General features: G+C 41.5%; 8 protein-coding genes and 4 tRNA genes. 4 read left to right on the top strand and 8 right to left on the bottom strand.

The window, feature by feature from the left end; genetic code table 11:
• Positions 1–21: 21 nt before the first annotated feature.
• A complete protein-coding gene (locus J8L86_RS15605) occupies positions 22–2,655 on the bottom strand; it encodes a diguanylate cyclase (protein ID WP_065108845.1) in 2,634 nt (877 codons plus the stop codon).
• A gap of 261 nt (positions 2,656–2,916) precedes the next feature.
• On the opposite strand from J8L86_RS15605, the gene J8L86_RS15600 reads away from it, so the two are divergent.
• The 4 genes from J8L86_RS15600 (at position 2,917) to J8L86_RS15585 (ending at position 3,453) form a co-directional block, all read left to right on the top strand.
• Positions 2,917–2,993, top strand: a tRNA-Arg gene (locus J8L86_RS15600).
• 38 nt (positions 2,994–3,031) lie between these two features.
• Positions 3,032–3,107: transfer RNA gene (locus J8L86_RS15595), tRNA-His, on the top strand.
• A 30-nt stretch (positions 3,108–3,137) separates the two neighbouring features.
• Positions 3,138–3,214, top strand: a tRNA-Pro gene (locus J8L86_RS15590).
• A gap of 162 nt (positions 3,215–3,376) precedes the next feature.
• Positions 3,377–3,453, top strand: a tRNA-Pro gene (locus tag J8L86_RS15585).
• A gap of 124 nt (positions 3,454–3,577) precedes the next feature.
• Here the strand turns inward: J8L86_RS15585 and J8L86_RS15580 are convergent.
• From J8L86_RS15580 to J8L86_RS15550, 7 genes are all read right to left on the bottom strand, one after another.
• Positions 3,578–5,500 (bottom strand): EAL domain-containing protein, encoded by a 1,923-nt coding sequence (locus J8L86_RS15580; protein ID WP_065108844.1) that lies wholly within the window; start codon positions 5,498–5,500, stop codon positions 3,578–3,580.
• 8 nt (positions 5,501–5,508) lie between these two features.
• Entirely contained in the window at positions 5,509–6,219 is a 711-nt protein-coding gene (locus J8L86_RS15575; RefSeq protein WP_065108843.1) for a transglutaminase-like cysteine peptidase, read from the bottom strand.
• A 24-nt stretch (positions 6,220–6,243) separates the two neighbouring features.
• Entirely contained in the window at positions 6,244–6,840 is a 597-nt protein-coding gene (locus tag J8L86_RS15570; RefSeq protein ID WP_055026139.1) for an OmpA family protein, read from the bottom strand.
• On the bottom strand, positions 6,840–8,261 hold the full coding sequence (locus J8L86_RS15565; protein ID WP_065108842.1) for a TolC family outer membrane protein: 1,422 nt from the start codon (positions 8,259–8,261) through the stop codon (positions 6,840–6,842). Before J8L86_RS15565 ends, J8L86_RS15570 begins: the two co-directional genes overlap by 1 nt.
• Positions 8,262–8,286: 25 nt before the next feature.
• Positions 8,287–9,669: an HlyD family type I secretion periplasmic adaptor subunit gene (locus J8L86_RS15560; protein ID WP_211030973.1), complete on the bottom strand. Its 1,383-nt coding sequence runs from the start codon at positions 9,667–9,669 to the stop codon at positions 8,287–8,289.
• A complete protein-coding gene (locus tag J8L86_RS15555) occupies positions 9,666–11,843 on the bottom strand; it encodes a type I secretion system permease/ATPase (protein ID WP_055026136.1) in 2,178 nt (725 codons plus the stop codon). The genes J8L86_RS15560 and J8L86_RS15555 overlap by 4 nt, the downstream gene beginning before the upstream one ends.
• Positions 11,844–11,932: 89 nt before the next feature.
• On the bottom strand, positions 11,933–17,378 hold a 5,446-nt coding region (locus J8L86_RS15550), incomplete at its 5' end, for an Ig-like domain-containing protein (protein ID WP_211030972.1).

Here is a 17,378-nt window from a genome sequence, read left to right as displayed (position 1 = left end):
ATGCCAAGGTTGAGTGCGAGGTTAGCTTACGGCTTCTTTAACGTCATTATGATCTGTTAGGACAATATTAACGATAGAAAAAACGTTACCTTGCCCTTGGCTATAGCCCAGTTTTGATAAACTTTGCTTCTGCTCTGAAGTATTTATACCTTCTGCATACATATCAAACCCCAATGTTTGAGCGATAAGCTGATAGGCTTTAGCCAGTTGCAGTTGTTTTTCATTGAGTAAGTGTTGGCTAACATCGGCATCGAGTTTTAACGCTTTAATCGGTAAAAAGCTTAAGCTACTCAGTGAACTATAACCTGTTCCATAACCATTTATTCCAATATTGACACCCATTTCGGTTAAAGACTCAAAGGCACTGATATGGTTAGTGCTGTCTTGCACAAATGACTTCTCATGAAAGAATACCCATAGCTTTGTGGCACAGATACGACTGCGCTTAATGGTGTTCTTTAAGCTGCGAAGGCCGTACTTATGCTTAATGTGCTGACTTGATAGTGGAATATGAAAGTGAATGTTGTCGCCTAATCCATTTGCTAAAGCTTGGTAGTGTTGATCAATATATTGAAAAATATAATCGTCTAACATCATCATGCTTTGCGTTTGCTCGGCAAGCGCTTTTAACTGATGGTTATCAATCTTCCCTTCATTAGGATGGTGCCAGTAGCTAACTGGCTCATAGGCTAAAATATGGCTTTGATCGAAAGTGACGATGGGCGTTAGCTCTACTATGATTTCATTGCGCTCTAGGGCGTGTAAAAAGTCTTGCTCCAGCGCGATACGTTGATTGAAGCTGTATTCGGTTTTCTGGTCAAAAACAACATAACAGCCTTTGCCTTTTGACTTTGCTTGATACATTGCAGTATCGGCATTACGCAATACTGACTCACTGTTATCTGAAGTGTTAACAGAACTGTAAGCCACGCCAATACTGGCACCAGAAATCACTTGCTGTTGAGCTAATGTGTATGGCTCTGCAATAGCTTGCAAGATGCGCTCACATACATCTTCGGCATCTTGGTGCTGGTGGATGGAGTCGAGTAAAATGACAAATTCATCACCGCCCAAGCGAGCTAAAGTGTCATTGTCTCGAATACACATTTTTAGCCGAGTTGATGTTTCAATCAAAAAGCGATCACCTTCAAGGTGACCTAAGGTGTCATTGATTTGCTTGAAGCCATCTAAATCAATAAATAACAGAGAAAACTGCTCGTTTTGATGACGTCGAACATGCTTAATGGCTTGTGATAGCCGCTCCATGAAAAAGCTACGGTTAGGTAAACCGGTTAAATTGTCATGTTTAGCATCGTAAACCAATTGAGCTTCGATTTTTTTACGCTGCATGATTTGACGTTGTAAGTTGTCATTGATCTCAGCAATCGCTTTGGTGCGTTTTTCGACCTTATCCTCAAGTTGCTCATAGCTTCGCTTTAACTGCTCAGCGGCAAGTTTACGCTCAATTGCATTGGCAATATGCTGCGAGACAAAGGTGAGTAGCTCTAAATCTTTAGTGGCAAAGGAGTTTTTGTCGGTCAAACTGTAAATCGTTAATCCGCCGGCAATTTCCCCGTGAATGAATAACGGAATACCAATCCATTGCTTCATTGTTTGAGTGTGGTTTAAATCGGGATTACTGCCATAAATCTCACCCGCAGTAATCATCCTTTTAATGTCTTGCTGATTTAACAATAGTGGTTGCTGGTGCTTTAAAATATACTCTGTTAAGCCATCCTTTAACGCCCTTGGTTTAGGCGCTTCGGCGTTCATCTGCGAGACATAAAAAGGAAAAGATAAGGTTTGTGATGGCTTGTGCACTAATGCAATAAAACAGTTGTCAGCAGGCAGTAATTGGCTGATGACTTGATGGATTTGTGGGTAAAATTCGGCTTGAGTCACATCAGATGCGGATAAATCAGCGATTTGAAATAATGACTTTTGCAGTTTCTCTGCTTTAACACGCTCAGTAACTTCAAGTTTTACTTTGTCATACGCTTCGCTGAGTTCTTTAGTGCGTTCAATAATTGCTATTTCAAGCTCTTCATTGTGACGCAGTCGCTCCATAACACCTGAAATATGGTGGCAAATAAAGCCCATTAATTCGAGTTCGAGTTCACCGTAGATAATATCGTCGCTGTAGCTTTGAACGACCAATACTCCTGAGACATGGTTATTGTGTTTGATGGGAACGCCGAGCCATTGAAGGCAAGGTGAACCTAAGCCATCAATTTTTCCTTCTTCGACCAATTCATTAAAACGTCGCTCATTACAAAAAAGTGGTTCACCGGTTTTTAGCACATAACCTGTAATGCCACGCTCTAATAATGATGATATTTCTTCATCTGGATATAGCTCTGAAGGGTGGGGATCTTTCTCATCAGCAAAAAAAGGTAAGGATATGGTGCCAGTTTGATTATCAAAAGAGGCAATGAAAAAGTTATCGGCATGGATTAAGCTTTGCAGATGACTGTGGACACCTTTATAGAAAGCGTCAAGTGAGATCGCTTGGGTAGCAATATTGGAAATTTCTAATAGCGCATTTTGAATGATTTCTGCGCGCTTATATTTTGTCGCTAAACGTCTAAGCCTCGACACCCTTCTTTGTAGATGTTCGATATTATTAGAGTGATTAGGGAAGGCTCCCTTTTCCATATGACTCCTTCAATCCTTTTATGCTAACTACCCACACTTGAGTATATGAAGCTTGAGCAACAAAGGGAACTATTAGTTAGTCCTTTAGGCTGAAATATGAAAATATCTCTTTTTAGCAGCTAAGTATTAGTCGTTTATTTTGAAAATTGCTTAAAAACCTCACAATTTACTCAAAACTTGAGCAAACGAACAAAAAAGTTTTAAACAAAGGTGGACGTGAAGGTGATTTATCCCTATTATGTGCGTCGCTAACCAAGACGAGCGCCCATAGCTCAGCTGGATAGAGCGTACCCCTCCGGAGGGTAAGGCCGAAGGTTCGAATCCTTCTGGGCGCACCATTCGGTAAGGTCGTTTGTTAGCAAGATTGAAATCAGTGGTGATTGTAGCTCAGTTGGTAGAGCCCCGGATTGTGATTCCGGTTGTCGTGGGTTCGAGCCCCATCAGTCACCCCATTCAATCTACATTCTATTTATAGAATATCTCGGTGATTAGCGCAGCCCGGTAGCGCATCTGCTTTGGGAGCAGAGGGTCAGAGGTTCGAATCCTCTATCACCGACCAAATTTTTGTATTCCAATTAGTGATTTATTTTTGATCCTTTCAAATTGGCCTACCGTATTAATTTACAACTTAGTGATTAGCGTTTATTGATTACGTATCACTCACTCTATTAGAGTGGAGCTAAGGCTTGCCTTGTTAGACTCAACATATCAATACGATTTCCGGTGATTAGCGCAGCCCGGTAGCGCATCTGCTTTGGGAGCAGAGGGTCAGAGGTTCGAATCCTCTATCACCGACCAAATAAACAAAAAAGCCACTCTTTGAGTGGCTTTTTTGTGTCTGATATTCAGTCAGCTTAAATCTCATGCTGGCTAAAGTCATAAAAAAGCCACTCAGTGAGTGACTTTAATAGCAGTAAACAGCTTAAAAGGTAATTGCGATAGGCGGAGCAATAAACCCTTGATATGCATCTAAGCGCATTGAAGTAAATCGCTCGAGCTGCTCTTGCTGTTGTATACCTGTCACGATAACTTGGATATCTAAGCCTTTGGCGACATTTGCTAAGGCGCGACATAGCTCAGTATTATGTTGGTCATCTTCCATGTAGGCAAAAGATTGATCGAGTTTTACATAGCTTGGACGTAGGCTTTGTAAGTAGCTCATTGAGCCAAACTGGCGACCAAAATGGTCAATACCAAACTTGGCGCCATTATCTCTGATAATGTTACACAGGTTTTCGCAATTATCTAAGTCGCTATACACACTGGCCTCAGGGATTTCAAAGCAGATCCTTTCAGGGAATGCGGTATTACGCAGTAAACCTTGTAGCCATGAATGGAAATGCGGGTCACTGATACTCTGGAATGTGAGGTTAATCGCTAACGGCTCATAGTTTCGCTCAAGCAGGCGGTTATCAATCACGGTTTCAATGAGGCATTGATCCATTAAGGTACCTAAAGACAGTAACTCCACATAAGGCATAAATTGACCGGCATGTTGAAGTTTATCGTTAACCATCAACTGACAATATACCTCACGCTGACAGACTTCTTCGTTTTCAGTTAGTAAAACGGGCTGCCATCTAAATTGGAATTTTTTGTTTTTAATGGCATCAGTGAGGTTATCTCGCCATTGTTCGCGGCTAAATAGTTGATGCTCATTGGTCTCAAACCAATGGAATACCTTGTTGTCTTTTAATGATTTTTGCAGCGCATTATCAGCCTGAGCCAAAATATCACTGACCGTCATGTGCCCTGTACGTTCAGCCACACCAATTGCGAAACCTTCATTAGGCTTACAGCCTGCTTTAGAAATTTCTTTATTCAAGGTTCTTAGTAAGGTCTGTAAGTACTTAGTGAGTTGATCGTGTTCTACATCCGTGACTAGAAAAGCGAATTCATACGCAGCAATTCGGGCAATGACGGATGGGGATACCTCGTTTAAATGATGCTCAAGTTTTTGTGATAATAACTTGATGGTTTCATCACGAACTTGATAGCCATACTTACTGTGTACTTCTTCTAGCCAATCAAACTTAGCTAAAAATATTGCGCCACTACTCGGTTCACCTAACCAGCCATTTATTCGACTGACCATGTATTGTCGATTCGGTAAGCCAGATACTTGGTCGACTAAATTCTTTTTACGTAGGGCTGATACTTCTTCATCTAATGAGCTAAAGACTTGTTTTAGCTGTGCAGACATACTATTAAATGCGCCGACTAACTCTTGTAGTTCTTTAGTTTTTGGCGCTGGCATATCAGGGCCAAACTGACGGTTTGCGATCTTTTTAGCATGTTCTGATAGTGCGTGTAATGGCTTGAGAATGTAGCTTAAGCCAAAACGTGCGCAAACGATGGCAAGTAAAAATAGAATTGAAAAAATGATAATTGTATTAGAAATAATGCGCCAAAGTTCATGGTAACCAAAGCCTGGATGGGCGGTAATTTCAATTTTAGCGAGTTGTAACCAGCCAGAAGTGATAACACTTTCTTTAGTGATGGTCGTAAACAAATCTAAGTCGATAAACCATTGAGGCACGCCTTCGATACGAATGGCGTTATTCCAAACTTGTTGTTTACCGTCAACCAGCCAAGTCAATTTGATTTGCTGATAATAACCGCCTTCAAAAATGACATTCACTAAAGTTTCAGCCGCAACGTCATCGCCACTTTCTAAAGCAGGCACCAGCATAATACCAAGCGAGTGACTGGCATTGTTGAGATCTGAATCCATTTGCTTAACGAGAAAGCTTTGGGTTTCTGTAAATTGAACATAACCTAGACTGGTTATAACCAATAAAAATAAACCAAACAGTAACGCATAGATTTGACGAAAAAGGGTCATCTTGGCCACTACTCCATTTTTTGTTTGGGCTGCCGTAACCGGTCTATGCCCAACCTTAATTTTAAATCATTCCATTTTTCAAGACGCGAGGAAGAGCCCGCAAGCACACCTCGTCCTTTCTCTTTATTAAGCCATAGTTGCTTACCATTGAAGCTGTAAACAGGCAGCAAATCATTTCTTTTGGTAGCAGGCTTAATCACTGGATCTAAATTATCTAGTACCAATGGGATTGCCCCAGGGGTTTCATAATAAGCTAAGACCATATGGTATTGGTTTACAGATGTTGCTTTAACCATAGTAATGCGTAACTTATCTTCAGCAATACCGACCTGAAGGAGCGTAAAATATTTGGCGATGGAAAAGTCTTCACAGTCGCCTGCATTGACGCCGATAAATTCCATAGGGGAGGCCCAATAATTCGACTCCCCCCAGACTTTATTATCATCGACAAATTTAAATAAATTAAAAAAGCTATTCACTTTTTCAAGCTTGGCTATATCGTCAAGGTTTTGCGCGTCATTGACGATTTTAAACCAAGCTTTAGCACGCTTTCCGGCGCGTTCACCGTATTGATCTGATAAGGCACTGATCGTTTTCTGTGCATCAATTGTTGCCGGAGCAGATGCATAAAGCCCCGACACAATGAAAATAGATGCCAATAATGGGTAACGGCAAGCTCGCGTAACACTTTGTAATTGCGAATAACCCTGCTTTGGCAAAAATCAGTTCCTTACATTAAAAGCTTATTGATCAACCGTGTATATGTGCCACTTCATATCTGTTCTTTGATCATCGCCTGTAACTTCAGCAATAACACGTCTGTTTGCTTCATTTGCTTCAGGCGTACCACTTAAATCAATTGGCTGATCATAGCTGTAGCCAATTGCCGTTAAACGTGATCTATCGATATTGAAGGTATCAACTAAGACATTCACAACATTATCAGCACGCGCTTGTGAAAGCGTTAAATTGTGCTCATATGTTCCAGTTTTACTGCAATGTCCCTCTATAGTCACAACCGTATTTGGGTATAACTTCATCAAGTCAGCCACTTCTTCTATTTGTTGGTAAAAGCGTGTGTTGATATGATCTGAGTCATTTTCAAATAAAATCTCTAACTCTTGGCGTTCGTTGATTTCGCTAATTGTTGGGCAGCCATAATTATCTATGCCTGCGCCAATGACGGTATCTAAACAGCGCTCACGTGCCACAATAACGCCGTCTTTATCGTTATCGTTTAAATCGAATTGCTGCTCAGTTGGGCTGTCTGCGGTGACGATATCACGCATTGAACAGCCCACCGTTAGTGTCATGCTGAGTAGTAAAATGAGGTATTTCATTATTTTACTCCTCCTTCGTAATCACGTTCGCCTTGCCAAATATCTGGTCGAGTAACACGTAATGAATCTAGTAACTGTCCAGTTGCATTCAATAAGCGATATTTTGCAATCGTTTCATCATATTCTGTTTGTAGATAGTCCTGACGGGCTTGATAAAGTTCGTTTTCAGTATCAAGTAAATCTAACAAGCTACGTTGACCTAGGTTAAATTGCTGAGCATAAGCAACTTGAGTATCTTTTGAGGCAATAACATGATCACGAATATATTGCTTTTGCGGTGCTAACATTTCATAAGCATTCCATGAAAGGTGTACACCTTCAACGACTTGACGATGAGCACGTTGGCGGATTTCTTTCGCTTCGTTAATTTTGTAGGCGGCTTCCTTTTCTCGTGCGAGATCTTTACCGCCAGAGAATAAGTTGTACTTCACTCGAACCATACCAACCAGATCATTACTGTAACCATTCACATAAGGGTCAAGTGTGGTTCCTGTGCCATAACCATCTTCACCATCAAGGTTATTATTCCAGTTACCGTTTAATTCTAATGAGAATTTTGGATAGTAATTAGATTGTGCTGAACTGCGCTCACTATCGGCGGCTTTGATATCACTACTTGCCGATTTTAATATTGGGTGGTTGTCTTGGGCCATGATGACACTCTCTGCGATGTTAGCAGGGAGTAAGTCTATATCAGGCACAGGAACAACTAGGTTTTCAGGTGCAACTTCAACGATGCGAATATATTGGGCTCTTGCATCAGAAAGGTTGTTTTTAGCTGACATCAGGTTGGCATTTGCACGAGCCAGTCGACCAGAGATTTGCGATAAATCAGCAATCGAGCCTAAACCTGAATCAGTACGTTCCTTAATTTGCTCATAAATTTCTTTATGACTATTTAAGTTTTTCTCTGAAAGCACCAACAGTTGCTCAGCTTTAATGTAATTCATGTACACTTTACTAACTTCGAGTGCGATATCTTCTGCAGCGGCGAATAACGCCCATTGCTCAGAACTCGCTTCGAAAGAAAAACGGTCAACTTCACTACTTGTATAAAAACCATCAAACAGCATTTGTTTGATACTAAATCCAGCTTCACCTCGTTCAAGTTCCATGACGCCTTCATCCAGATTGTCATTTCCTGGCTGTCTTTTACGACGAGTTGAAGGACTGTCAGTTTGTTCCCATCCATAGGCCCCTGTTAAATCTACAGTTGGCATATACCCAGCAATGGCTTGGTTAACTTGTTCTTCGCGTGCTTTAAAACGGTTAAACGCAATACGAAGCTCAGGATTGGTATCCAGAGTGTGTGCAACAGCCTGCTCTAACGATTGTGCGTTAAGCAAAGGCGTTGCAAAAATTGCTGACATTGCCAATGCGAAGATACTTAATTTACTGCATTGGTTAATGTTAATTTTCATGTAAAAAACCCTCCCGGTTTTTTGGCTAATTCTCTCTAAGTGCTGTTTCTTTTGCCCGTAAAATCGGGTTCAAAATGTACTCAAGGATAGTTCTTTGCCCGGTAATGACGTCCACTGATGTGAGCATGCCGGGAATAATTGGCATCTTTGTGCCATCGCTTTTTGTTAAATTCGATTCTTCAGTTCTGACACGTATAGTATAGAAGCTATTGCCTTCTTCATCTTGACTGGTGTCTGCACTGATATGTTCAACAGTGCCTTTAAGGCCGCCGTAACGGGTAAAATCATAAGCAGTGACTTTGACGACAGCGGGTAAGCCTGGGTGCAAAAATGCAATATCTTGTGGTGTAATTTTAGTTTCGATTAATAGCTGATCTTCTGAAGGTACGATTTCAATAATCTCTTCTCCGGGTTGAACTACGCCACCTAGAGTATTGATATGTAATGTTTTAATGGTTCCGTTTACCGGCGAAGTAATCACAGCTTTATTAATTTTGTCAAAAGCACCAATTTGGGCTTGGTTCATACGAGAAAGCTTAGTTTGCATCTCGTTTAAACTGGCACGTAAATCAGCAGCATAAACGAATACAGCTTCACGTCGTTTTAAAATTGCCTCATCCATCGATGCCTTTAGCTTAGGGCGCAATAAGCGCATTGTTTTTAATTCACCTTGGATGTCGTTGACCGTACGTTCGAGTTTAAGTAACTCAACTTCGGGTACAATCCCTTTTTGGGCTAATGGTTTCGTTAATTCAAGCTCACGAGAAATAAGCTGGTAACTTTTAGTTAGCGTAGAGATTTTAGACGTCAGCTCTTCTGTTTCTTGTTGGCGCTGTTGTATTTGACGCACCAAAATTTCCAGTTGATTGGTAAGGTTGTCAAGACGGCCTGAGTATTCTGCTTGCTGGTTTTTAACTAAGTCAGGTTCTTGTTCAATAATTTCATCAGAGAACACTAAAGGTTGTTTGGTGATTTTGACTTGTTCTCGCCAGTTAGACGACATATCAGAAATAACGATGCTATTAAGTTCAGTGCGCATGCGTATAACATTGGTTTGTAAGCTATACACTTCTTGTTCTTGTTGGGCAAAGTCTGAACGAAAACGAATATCATCAATTTTAACTAGTGGTTGCCCTTTAGTGACGATCATACCTTCTTGCACATATATCTCTTGCAGTACACCGCCATCGAGACTATCAATAAGTTGAATTTGAGAGGAGGGGATCACTTTTCCCATTCCAGATGTCACTTGATCTAACTCAGAAAAATAAGACCAAATAAAGAAACATAAGGTCATGGCTGCCAGTGACCATATGATAAGACTATGGCCACGAGGGGAGTCTGTCATCATGGCGCCATAGACATCATCAACCATCTCTAAGTCGTGATTCGATAATTTATTACTCATGAGGCACGACCTCCTGCAAGTAATCCATTATTGAGCTTTTCTAAAATGCTGTCTTTTGGCCCATCAGCTATTACATGGCCTTTGTCTAAGACAATAATGCGATCCACTAAACGCAATAAATGCATTTTATGGGTAATCAGTAATAGTGTGCGGTCTTTACTGACATGTTCCATTGAACGAATAAATTGTTTTTCTGCTCGTGCATCTAGGCTAGCAGTAGGTTCGTCCATTAATAGTACGGGTGGGTCATTGAGTGTCGCTCGAGCAAGAGCCACAGTTTGTCGTTGGCCACGACTGAGCGATAAGCCACCTTCACCAACTTGTTGATCTAAGCCTTCTGACTCAAGGTTGGTAAACATACTGACCCCAGATAGTTGCACCGCTCGGATCAGTTGATGTTCGGTGACTTGACGGGTCCCAAACAAGATATTGTCTTTAATTGAACCATGAAATAAGGTGACATCTTGCGGTAAGTAGCCAAAGTTACTGCGTAAGTCACTTGGGTGAATTTGACCTGAATCTAATCCGTCATATCGAAGGCTACCCTGTGTTGGTTTATACAGACCAACCAGCAGTTTTGCTAAGGTACTTTTACCTGAACCATTGCGGCCAATGATGGCAATTCTCTCACCTGGTTTAATATGCACAGAAAGTGGATGTAAAACCGGTTTTTCAGCTTCTGGGAAAGTAAATGCGACATTATCTGCGTCAATTTTACCTTGTAAGCGCTGTTTGCTAACGAGATGGCCTTTATTTTCAAATTCTTCTTCTTGATTCATTACTTCATCAAGTTGTCGCAATGAGCTGGCAGTTTGATTGCCTCGCGTAATCAGACCTGCTAACTGTGCCATGGGTGAAATCGCTCTGCTTGAAAGCATCACCGCTGCAATGATGCCACCCATTGAAATTGCATTATCAGCGACGCGGTAAACCCCTAATATAACGACGCAAACCACGGTGAGCTGTACAATAAAATTAGCAACATTACTGACTGAGTTTGTTAGTTTTTTTGATTTTAATTGCCAGTTAGCAGTATGGCCTATCATCTGCTGCCAGCTTTTTTGAACAAGCCCTTCAGCACCATTGGCTTTAATCGATTCAAGAGCTGTGAGACTTTCAATTAAATGACCATGTTTGAGGCTTGAGAAACGGTTACTTTCTTCAATAGCAGCTTTGAGTTTGGGCTGAATAAAGAGCGTAAAACCAATAATGATAATACCGCCTATTACTGGAATGACGGCTAGGTCTCCCGCCACAATATATATAATGGTCACGAACAAGAGTGCAAAAGGTAAATCAACCAATGTGGTAATGGTTGCTGAGGTTAAAATTTCACGAATACTATCGAATTCACTGAGCTGTCGAGCCATACCGCCGACACTGGGAGAGCGTTTTGATAGTGGGATTCCAATGGCTTTGGCAAATAACTTTGAAGACACAATAATGTCAACTTTTTTACCAGCTATATCAATCAAATAACTACGAAGCTGACGTAGAATTAAATCAAACAAATAGGCGATTCCTGCCCCAATCGCTAATACCCATAAAGACTCAAATGCTAGGTTGGGCACCACTTTATCATAGACATTCATGATAAATAGAGGAGATACCAGTGCAAACAGGTTGACTAATACTGAAGCGATTAATGCGTCTCGATAAATGGGAGCAGAGTCTTTAATACTTTGAATTAGCCAGTGAGTGCTATTGTCATGGATATGAACATCAAAGCTGTTATCTCCACGAAACTCCTGCTTCACAAGAAATAAATAACCCACATAAAGGGTTTCGAGTTCTTCTACTGTGAGGGTTTCTTGTCCGCCTGTTTCTGGCAATTGAATAGTGACTTGATCCGCATCAATATCAATTTTTCGTAAAATACAGGCTTTTTTATCTTTCAATAATAAAATACAAGGTAGCAAAATATCCGAGATTTGATTTAAATCTTTACGGGTCAATTTTGCAGATAAACCGCCACGAGAAGCGGCTTGTGGCAGTAACTCTGGAGTAATGACAGCACTAGTCAATGGTAAGCCTGCCGCAAGTGAATCACTTGAGCAAGGCGAACCAAAATGTTCAGTCATTAACACAAGACAATCAAGCAGGGGATCGACAGTTGTTCGCTGTGAAGCCGAAATCGTCCACTGTTCTTGTTGGTCAGACGCAGTTGCTGGCACTTATTACTTATCCTTTGTAATTATAGTTTTGTTAAGCACAATGTGCAGACGCTAACATATTACTACGTAGCGTCAACAAATTGTTGTATTTAAGGAATAATATTACCATCCAGGTTATTTTCCAATGGATCGATTACTGCAGCATTTTGTGCGGGTGCGTTATCTGATGTATCGACGATTAAAGCGCCGTCATCTAGCAGTCCGTTAATGATTTCGCCATTAGCTGAACTACCGTAGATGTCAGTTAAATCGACACCGTTTAGCACGATTTTTTGATCAGCAGTGCCATCTAGATTAACGTCGACATCAATAGTGGTATTGTTACCGTCGTAACTGAAGCTCAGCATGTCTTCTAAGTTAGATAGATCTTCATTCACCAATAAATCGCGTAAATCTAAGCTATCTTTACTGGTGTCGAAGTCAGTGATTGTGTCACTGCCGGTGTCATTGGCATTCCATGCGAAGGTGTTACTTCCTTCACCGCCAATTAAGACATCATCACCTAAGCCACCGATAAGCAAATCATCACCTAAACCACCGATAAGCAGATCGTTACCTTCACCGCCAATGAGTACGTCATCACCGGCTCCGCCTTCAAGAATCGCGTCAGCAAAGTACAAGCTGCCTGTTGCTCCTGAATTTCCATCGGAAATATACGTACCAGTTTGGATGGTTCCGTCACTTAAGGTAATCGTGAATGTCGCGCCAACTAAACTTGCGCCAGTGTCACTACCTAAATTATCGGTATCAAACGCAAACCAGAATTCATCTCCGTTCGTGAAGTCTCCTGCCGTAAATACTGCGGTCAGTGTTCCGCTATCTTGCGTCATATTGGCAAAGATATTTGAATCACTGTCATTAATGCCAACAGAGTCAGTTCCTTTTACTAAATTAGACTGACTGACGTCTACTATCGCATTGGTATCTCCTCCACCTCTGAGATTAATTTCTATTTGGGTGATAGATATTCCTGCAGCGAGCAATGCAGCTTCAAAACCGAACTGGTTGGAAGCGTTATAGGTATTTCCAGATTTCACTGTCGCTTTAACCAAAGACGATGCCGAATTAACAGCAGTCGACGTCGCAATGATAATATCGTTTTCTGCTGTACCTGTGAGGACATTGGAATTTTGATAATCAATGGACACTTCAGCTGTGTCACTGGCACCATTGCCTGTCAAAGTATATTCAAAAGAATCTTCATCATTTGCGGCAGTAACAGTGACAGCGTCGTTTGCTAATGAAGCATTGGTTCCGTTGACACTTGTTACCTGAGCATCGCTTGGTGTTGCATCTCCATGGGTTAAATACTCAGTTGCAATCGTGATATTACTGCCCTGAGCTTGGTTAGTAATGACATTATTTACATTGGCATCGAGTGAAGCGTAGTAATCGATATTGATAGCTAGGTTCAATGTATCTGAGTCACCATCATTATCGATAATTGTGACTTCGATATTTTCTTGCTCATTAAGAATGTTTTCTGTCGAATCAATAAAGTAACTATATTCACCAGTTGAGAAATCAATGGTGAATGTCGCGCCAAGCGCAGTGGTGATAACTTGGATCGGATCTGCCATATTAATCGAGTAAGTCGTGTTATCGACAACGATTTGGTTAACATAACCGCCATCGGCACCAACTAATACACCCGTAGAACTAGTACCGAGAATACCTAAACTGCCGCTAACGGCATTGGACTCGAAATAATCAAGAATTGTATTCGTTAAATCGTCAGCATCGTTAACTTTGATCGCATGCTCTTCTTCTGTTATTTCAGTCGTTTGAGGGTAAGAAATTGGGTAGATTTCATCTAAATCTGCATTGCCAATACCGATACCGAATGAAATATCATAATAAGTATCAAGGTAGCTTTCCCAGTTACCCTGTAAAGTTCCATCAATATTGTGTCCACTTGAAGGTACACCGTCAGAGATAAAGTAAACAAAGCTTTGGTCTGCTGGTGGTAAGACAACATTCGACATCACTTCATTCAAGGCGCTATCGTAATATGTACCACCGCCAGCTTGTAATGCATTTAAGTAATTAATGGCGCTATCGATATCATCAATTAGCCAGCTAGAATTACTAACAGAATCTGAGTAAGCAACAATTTGAACATTCACATTACCCGTTGAGTCGACCTCATTGATAAGTGCTGTTAATGATTCAATTGCTGTTTCTAGGTAAGTTTTACCATTACCTGCACTGTTGTCCATACTGCCTGATACATCTAATACTAAGGTCAAGTTTGTTGTGATAGGTGCAGCACTTGCTTGCAAGTTCTGCTCAATATCATTCACCATCGGCTTATCATCAGTAATTGATACCGTTAACGTGGCACTGCTCGTGTCACCTACACCGTTTTCGATGACATAATTGAAGTTCTCTAAAACATCGTTACTGGTTGCATTTGAAGAGGTTAATTCATACTGATAGTCACCTGCTCTAAAGCCGTTGCTATCATCGGTGTAAACGGTTAATACACCATCTGCCGTCGTTATTGAGATAATGCCATTGACAGGTACGACACCTTCAATACTTGTAATGACTGTGCTACTACTAACACCAGAGTCATTATCAAGTAAGTTTCCGGTTGCAATGTGCGAATTGGTTCCTTCTTCAGTACCGCCTGCCAAACCTGCTTCAGATACAATAGCGGCATTATTTTCAGCAAGTGGGGTTGAATCTTGGTTTACAGTTAATATGGCTGTACTTGAATCACCATCAATATCTGTGAGCTGGTAAGTAAACTCCTCACTAGAAATCACACCATCACCAATGGAAGAAGCTGTGATTGCATTAAGGCCATATGTTGTACCTGAATTTGCTGAAAGTACCAGATATTGGAATGGCGAGCTGGTAGAGATATTAAGGCTATTACTATTCGTTGTGCCTGTCTCTACTAGATTGCCATCTGCATCATAAACGGTCCAAATGACGCTTTCAGAGTTACCGACATTGGTTAAGCTAATGTCTAACGCATTGAAAGGAGCTTCAGAGCCAAGGTCAATAACAAGTTGTTCGCCATTGCTAATGGTAGAGTTGCTGACCCCAATTCTAGAACCATTATCTCCGACGTTATTACCAGGCACTCCTAAGCTATCGAAATTAAACGATGCTCCACTGCCAAAGCCATATAATGAAACCCCATTATTATTGACCAAGTCATTGAATGATAAGCTATCAATAATCGTATCAGTTTGGGTTGACTGGTATTGATAACTACCATCTTGGTTGATGGTGAGTACACCTTTATCTGTGGTGATAGTCAGGTTTCCATCAGCATCAAAACCGTTATAAGTCACGTCACCAAACGTCACACTTGTTATCTGTGCACTATCAGCGCCAAGGTTATCAATTCCGGAGCCATCGGTTCCTGCTGCCGTGATGACATCACCAAATGCTAAACCACCAAAGCCAACATGGTCTGTATCATCTTCAGCTACAGGAGCTGTATCATTTACATCAATTGATACTTGGGTCCAAGAGGAGGCACCAGTTCCATCGGTAGCTTGGTAATAGAAACTATCAACCAGTGTATCGCTACTTGTATGGTCGAGGTTTTGTGGTGCTTCATACGTATAGCTTCCATCGCTATTAATTGTGATGGTGCCACCCAGTGTGGTGGTGAAGCTTTGTCCTGCTTGTGTCGCATCAATGCTATCGACGTCAGAGTTGCCAGGAGCAAATCGAGTTACTGATAAGCTGTCACCTTCAGGATCTGTGTCATTGATGAGTAGATCTGATGCACTAAATAATAGCGATTCACCTTCAAGTACTGCTAATTGATCTGCAACTGTTTCTGGCACTAAGTTAACACCAACAATGTTGATGGTAACTGTGGCGGTGTCGACAGCGCCATATTCATCAGTTAGCGTATATGTAAATGTATCAGTATCTAATTCACCTGCAGTTAGACTGTCGAATGCACCATTAACATCATAGGTGTATGTCCCGTCAGCATTAATAATGAGTTTAGCACCGCTAGTTAGCGTAATCTCTTGCCCGTAGACGTATGCGTTACCGTTTACATGACTGATGTCAAAGTCATGGTTTTGCGCATCACTATCATTAGCAAATAACCCTTCAGAAACATCGCTAATGACCAAGGTTGAATCTTCTTGCACAACGTACGCATCGACTAATGCAGGGCCTGTAACAGTAACAGAATCTAAATAGTAATCAGATGAGTCTGCGAGTGCTGCGCCGCCGTTGGCTTCGCTAATTGTTGGCGCTGCCTCAAAGACTAATTGGTCAAATACCAGGTTACCGGTATTGATGGTAAAACTACCTGTTGTACCGGTTGAGGTTGTGAAGGTTTCAGAAGCCACTAATTGGCCATTATAGTAAGCGTACCATGTACCTTGTTCACCACTATTTTCATCAGCGAACATACGTGAAACACTAAATTCTGCTTGATTAACAAGACCATTGAAATCAATGATTATGGCTTCAGATGTGCCTGTTTCAGAGTCATATTCAATTTGTCCTGAAATTTGACCAGCAGATCGTGGCGAGCCAGCAACGCCTATGTGGTTATCAGCGGCATTGACTGAGATTGCGCCAACGCTGCCATCAGCATTTCTTGCGCTGATAGTAAAGTCGGCTTCTCCATCAGCATTTACTGGGCTTACCCAGTTATTGGCTGAGTCTGCTGACGTTGTGAATATGGTGCCAACAGCATCATCAACGGCATCAACTGTGTTATCTGCAATGGTGAGGTTTTCACTATCACCGGAACCTAAGTTACCTGATAAATCTGTGTAGGTATCGTCATTCACTGTGATACTAGCAGGGCCGCTGTAACCATCAGTTGGAGTGAATGTGGCTGTCCAAGTTTCACCGCCATCATTTGTAACGAGATTAGTAAGTGTACCACCCGAAACAACGACATCATCAACTAAGTTAAAGTTAGTGACTGCCTCACTAAATGTAAATGTAACCAGGGTTGAAACACCAAACTCAAGAGTGGCGTCTGCGACAGTGATGTCTAATGTTGGTGCGGTCGAATCTAATTCGTCAGTATCATCTGCACTAACAGTATTGCCATTACGATCTTCAGCAGAAGCATCGACGGTGATATCACCATCTGCTAAACCAGAGATATCGACACCTGAAATTGTATAGTTACCGTCATTATCAACGGTTACACCAGTCACTACTTGCACTGCGCCAGTGATATCTGTGAGAGTCAGCGTTACAGTGCTTCCAGGGGCTACATCGACAGTGCTACCAGAAATATTTGCTGTTTCAGTTCCATCATTAACCGTTAAGGCGACAGTGATAGAGCCGTCAGTGACATCAAGGTTTTCAGTGTCATTGGCCGATAAATCGTTACCGTTGCTGTCAGTTGCGGTCGCAACAATTGTGATGTCGCCATCCACAAGCGTAGAGAGGTCAACATTATCAACAGAGTAAGTGCCATCTGCATTAACAGCCACATCGGTGATGGTAATTGCAGTGCCCGCAATATCAGTAATAACCAGAGTGACCGTACCGCCCGCTGGAATATCCTGGCTCGTACCAGTGATA

The sequence above is a fragment of the Shewanella sp. MMG014 genome (assembly GCF_018100775.1).
Taxonomy (GTDB): domain Bacteria; phylum Pseudomonadota; class Gammaproteobacteria; order Enterobacterales; family Shewanellaceae; genus Shewanella; species Shewanella japonica.
The sequence above is the reverse complement of the archived record's forward strand: the minus strand, read 5'-3'. Positions and strand labels throughout refer to the sequence as shown.

Coding starts and splice junctions, on each gene's coding strand:
- J8L86_RS15605 (WP_065108845.1), bottom strand. CDS start 2,655: ATGGAAAAGGGAGCCTTCCCTAATCACTCTAATAATATCGAACATCTA.
- J8L86_RS15580 (WP_065108844.1), bottom strand. CDS start 5,500: ATGACCCTTTTTCGTCAAATCTATGCGTTACTGTTTGGTTTATTTTTA.
- J8L86_RS15570 (WP_055026139.1), bottom strand. CDS start 6,840: ATGAAATACCTCATTTTACTACTCAGCATGACACTAACGGTGGGCTGT.
- J8L86_RS15565 (WP_065108842.1), bottom strand. CDS start 8,261: ATGAAAATTAACATTAACCAATGCAGTAAATTAAGTATCTTCGCATTG.
- J8L86_RS15560 (WP_211030973.1), bottom strand. CDS start 9,669: ATGAGTAATAAATTATCGAATCACGACTTAGAGATGGTTGATGATGTC.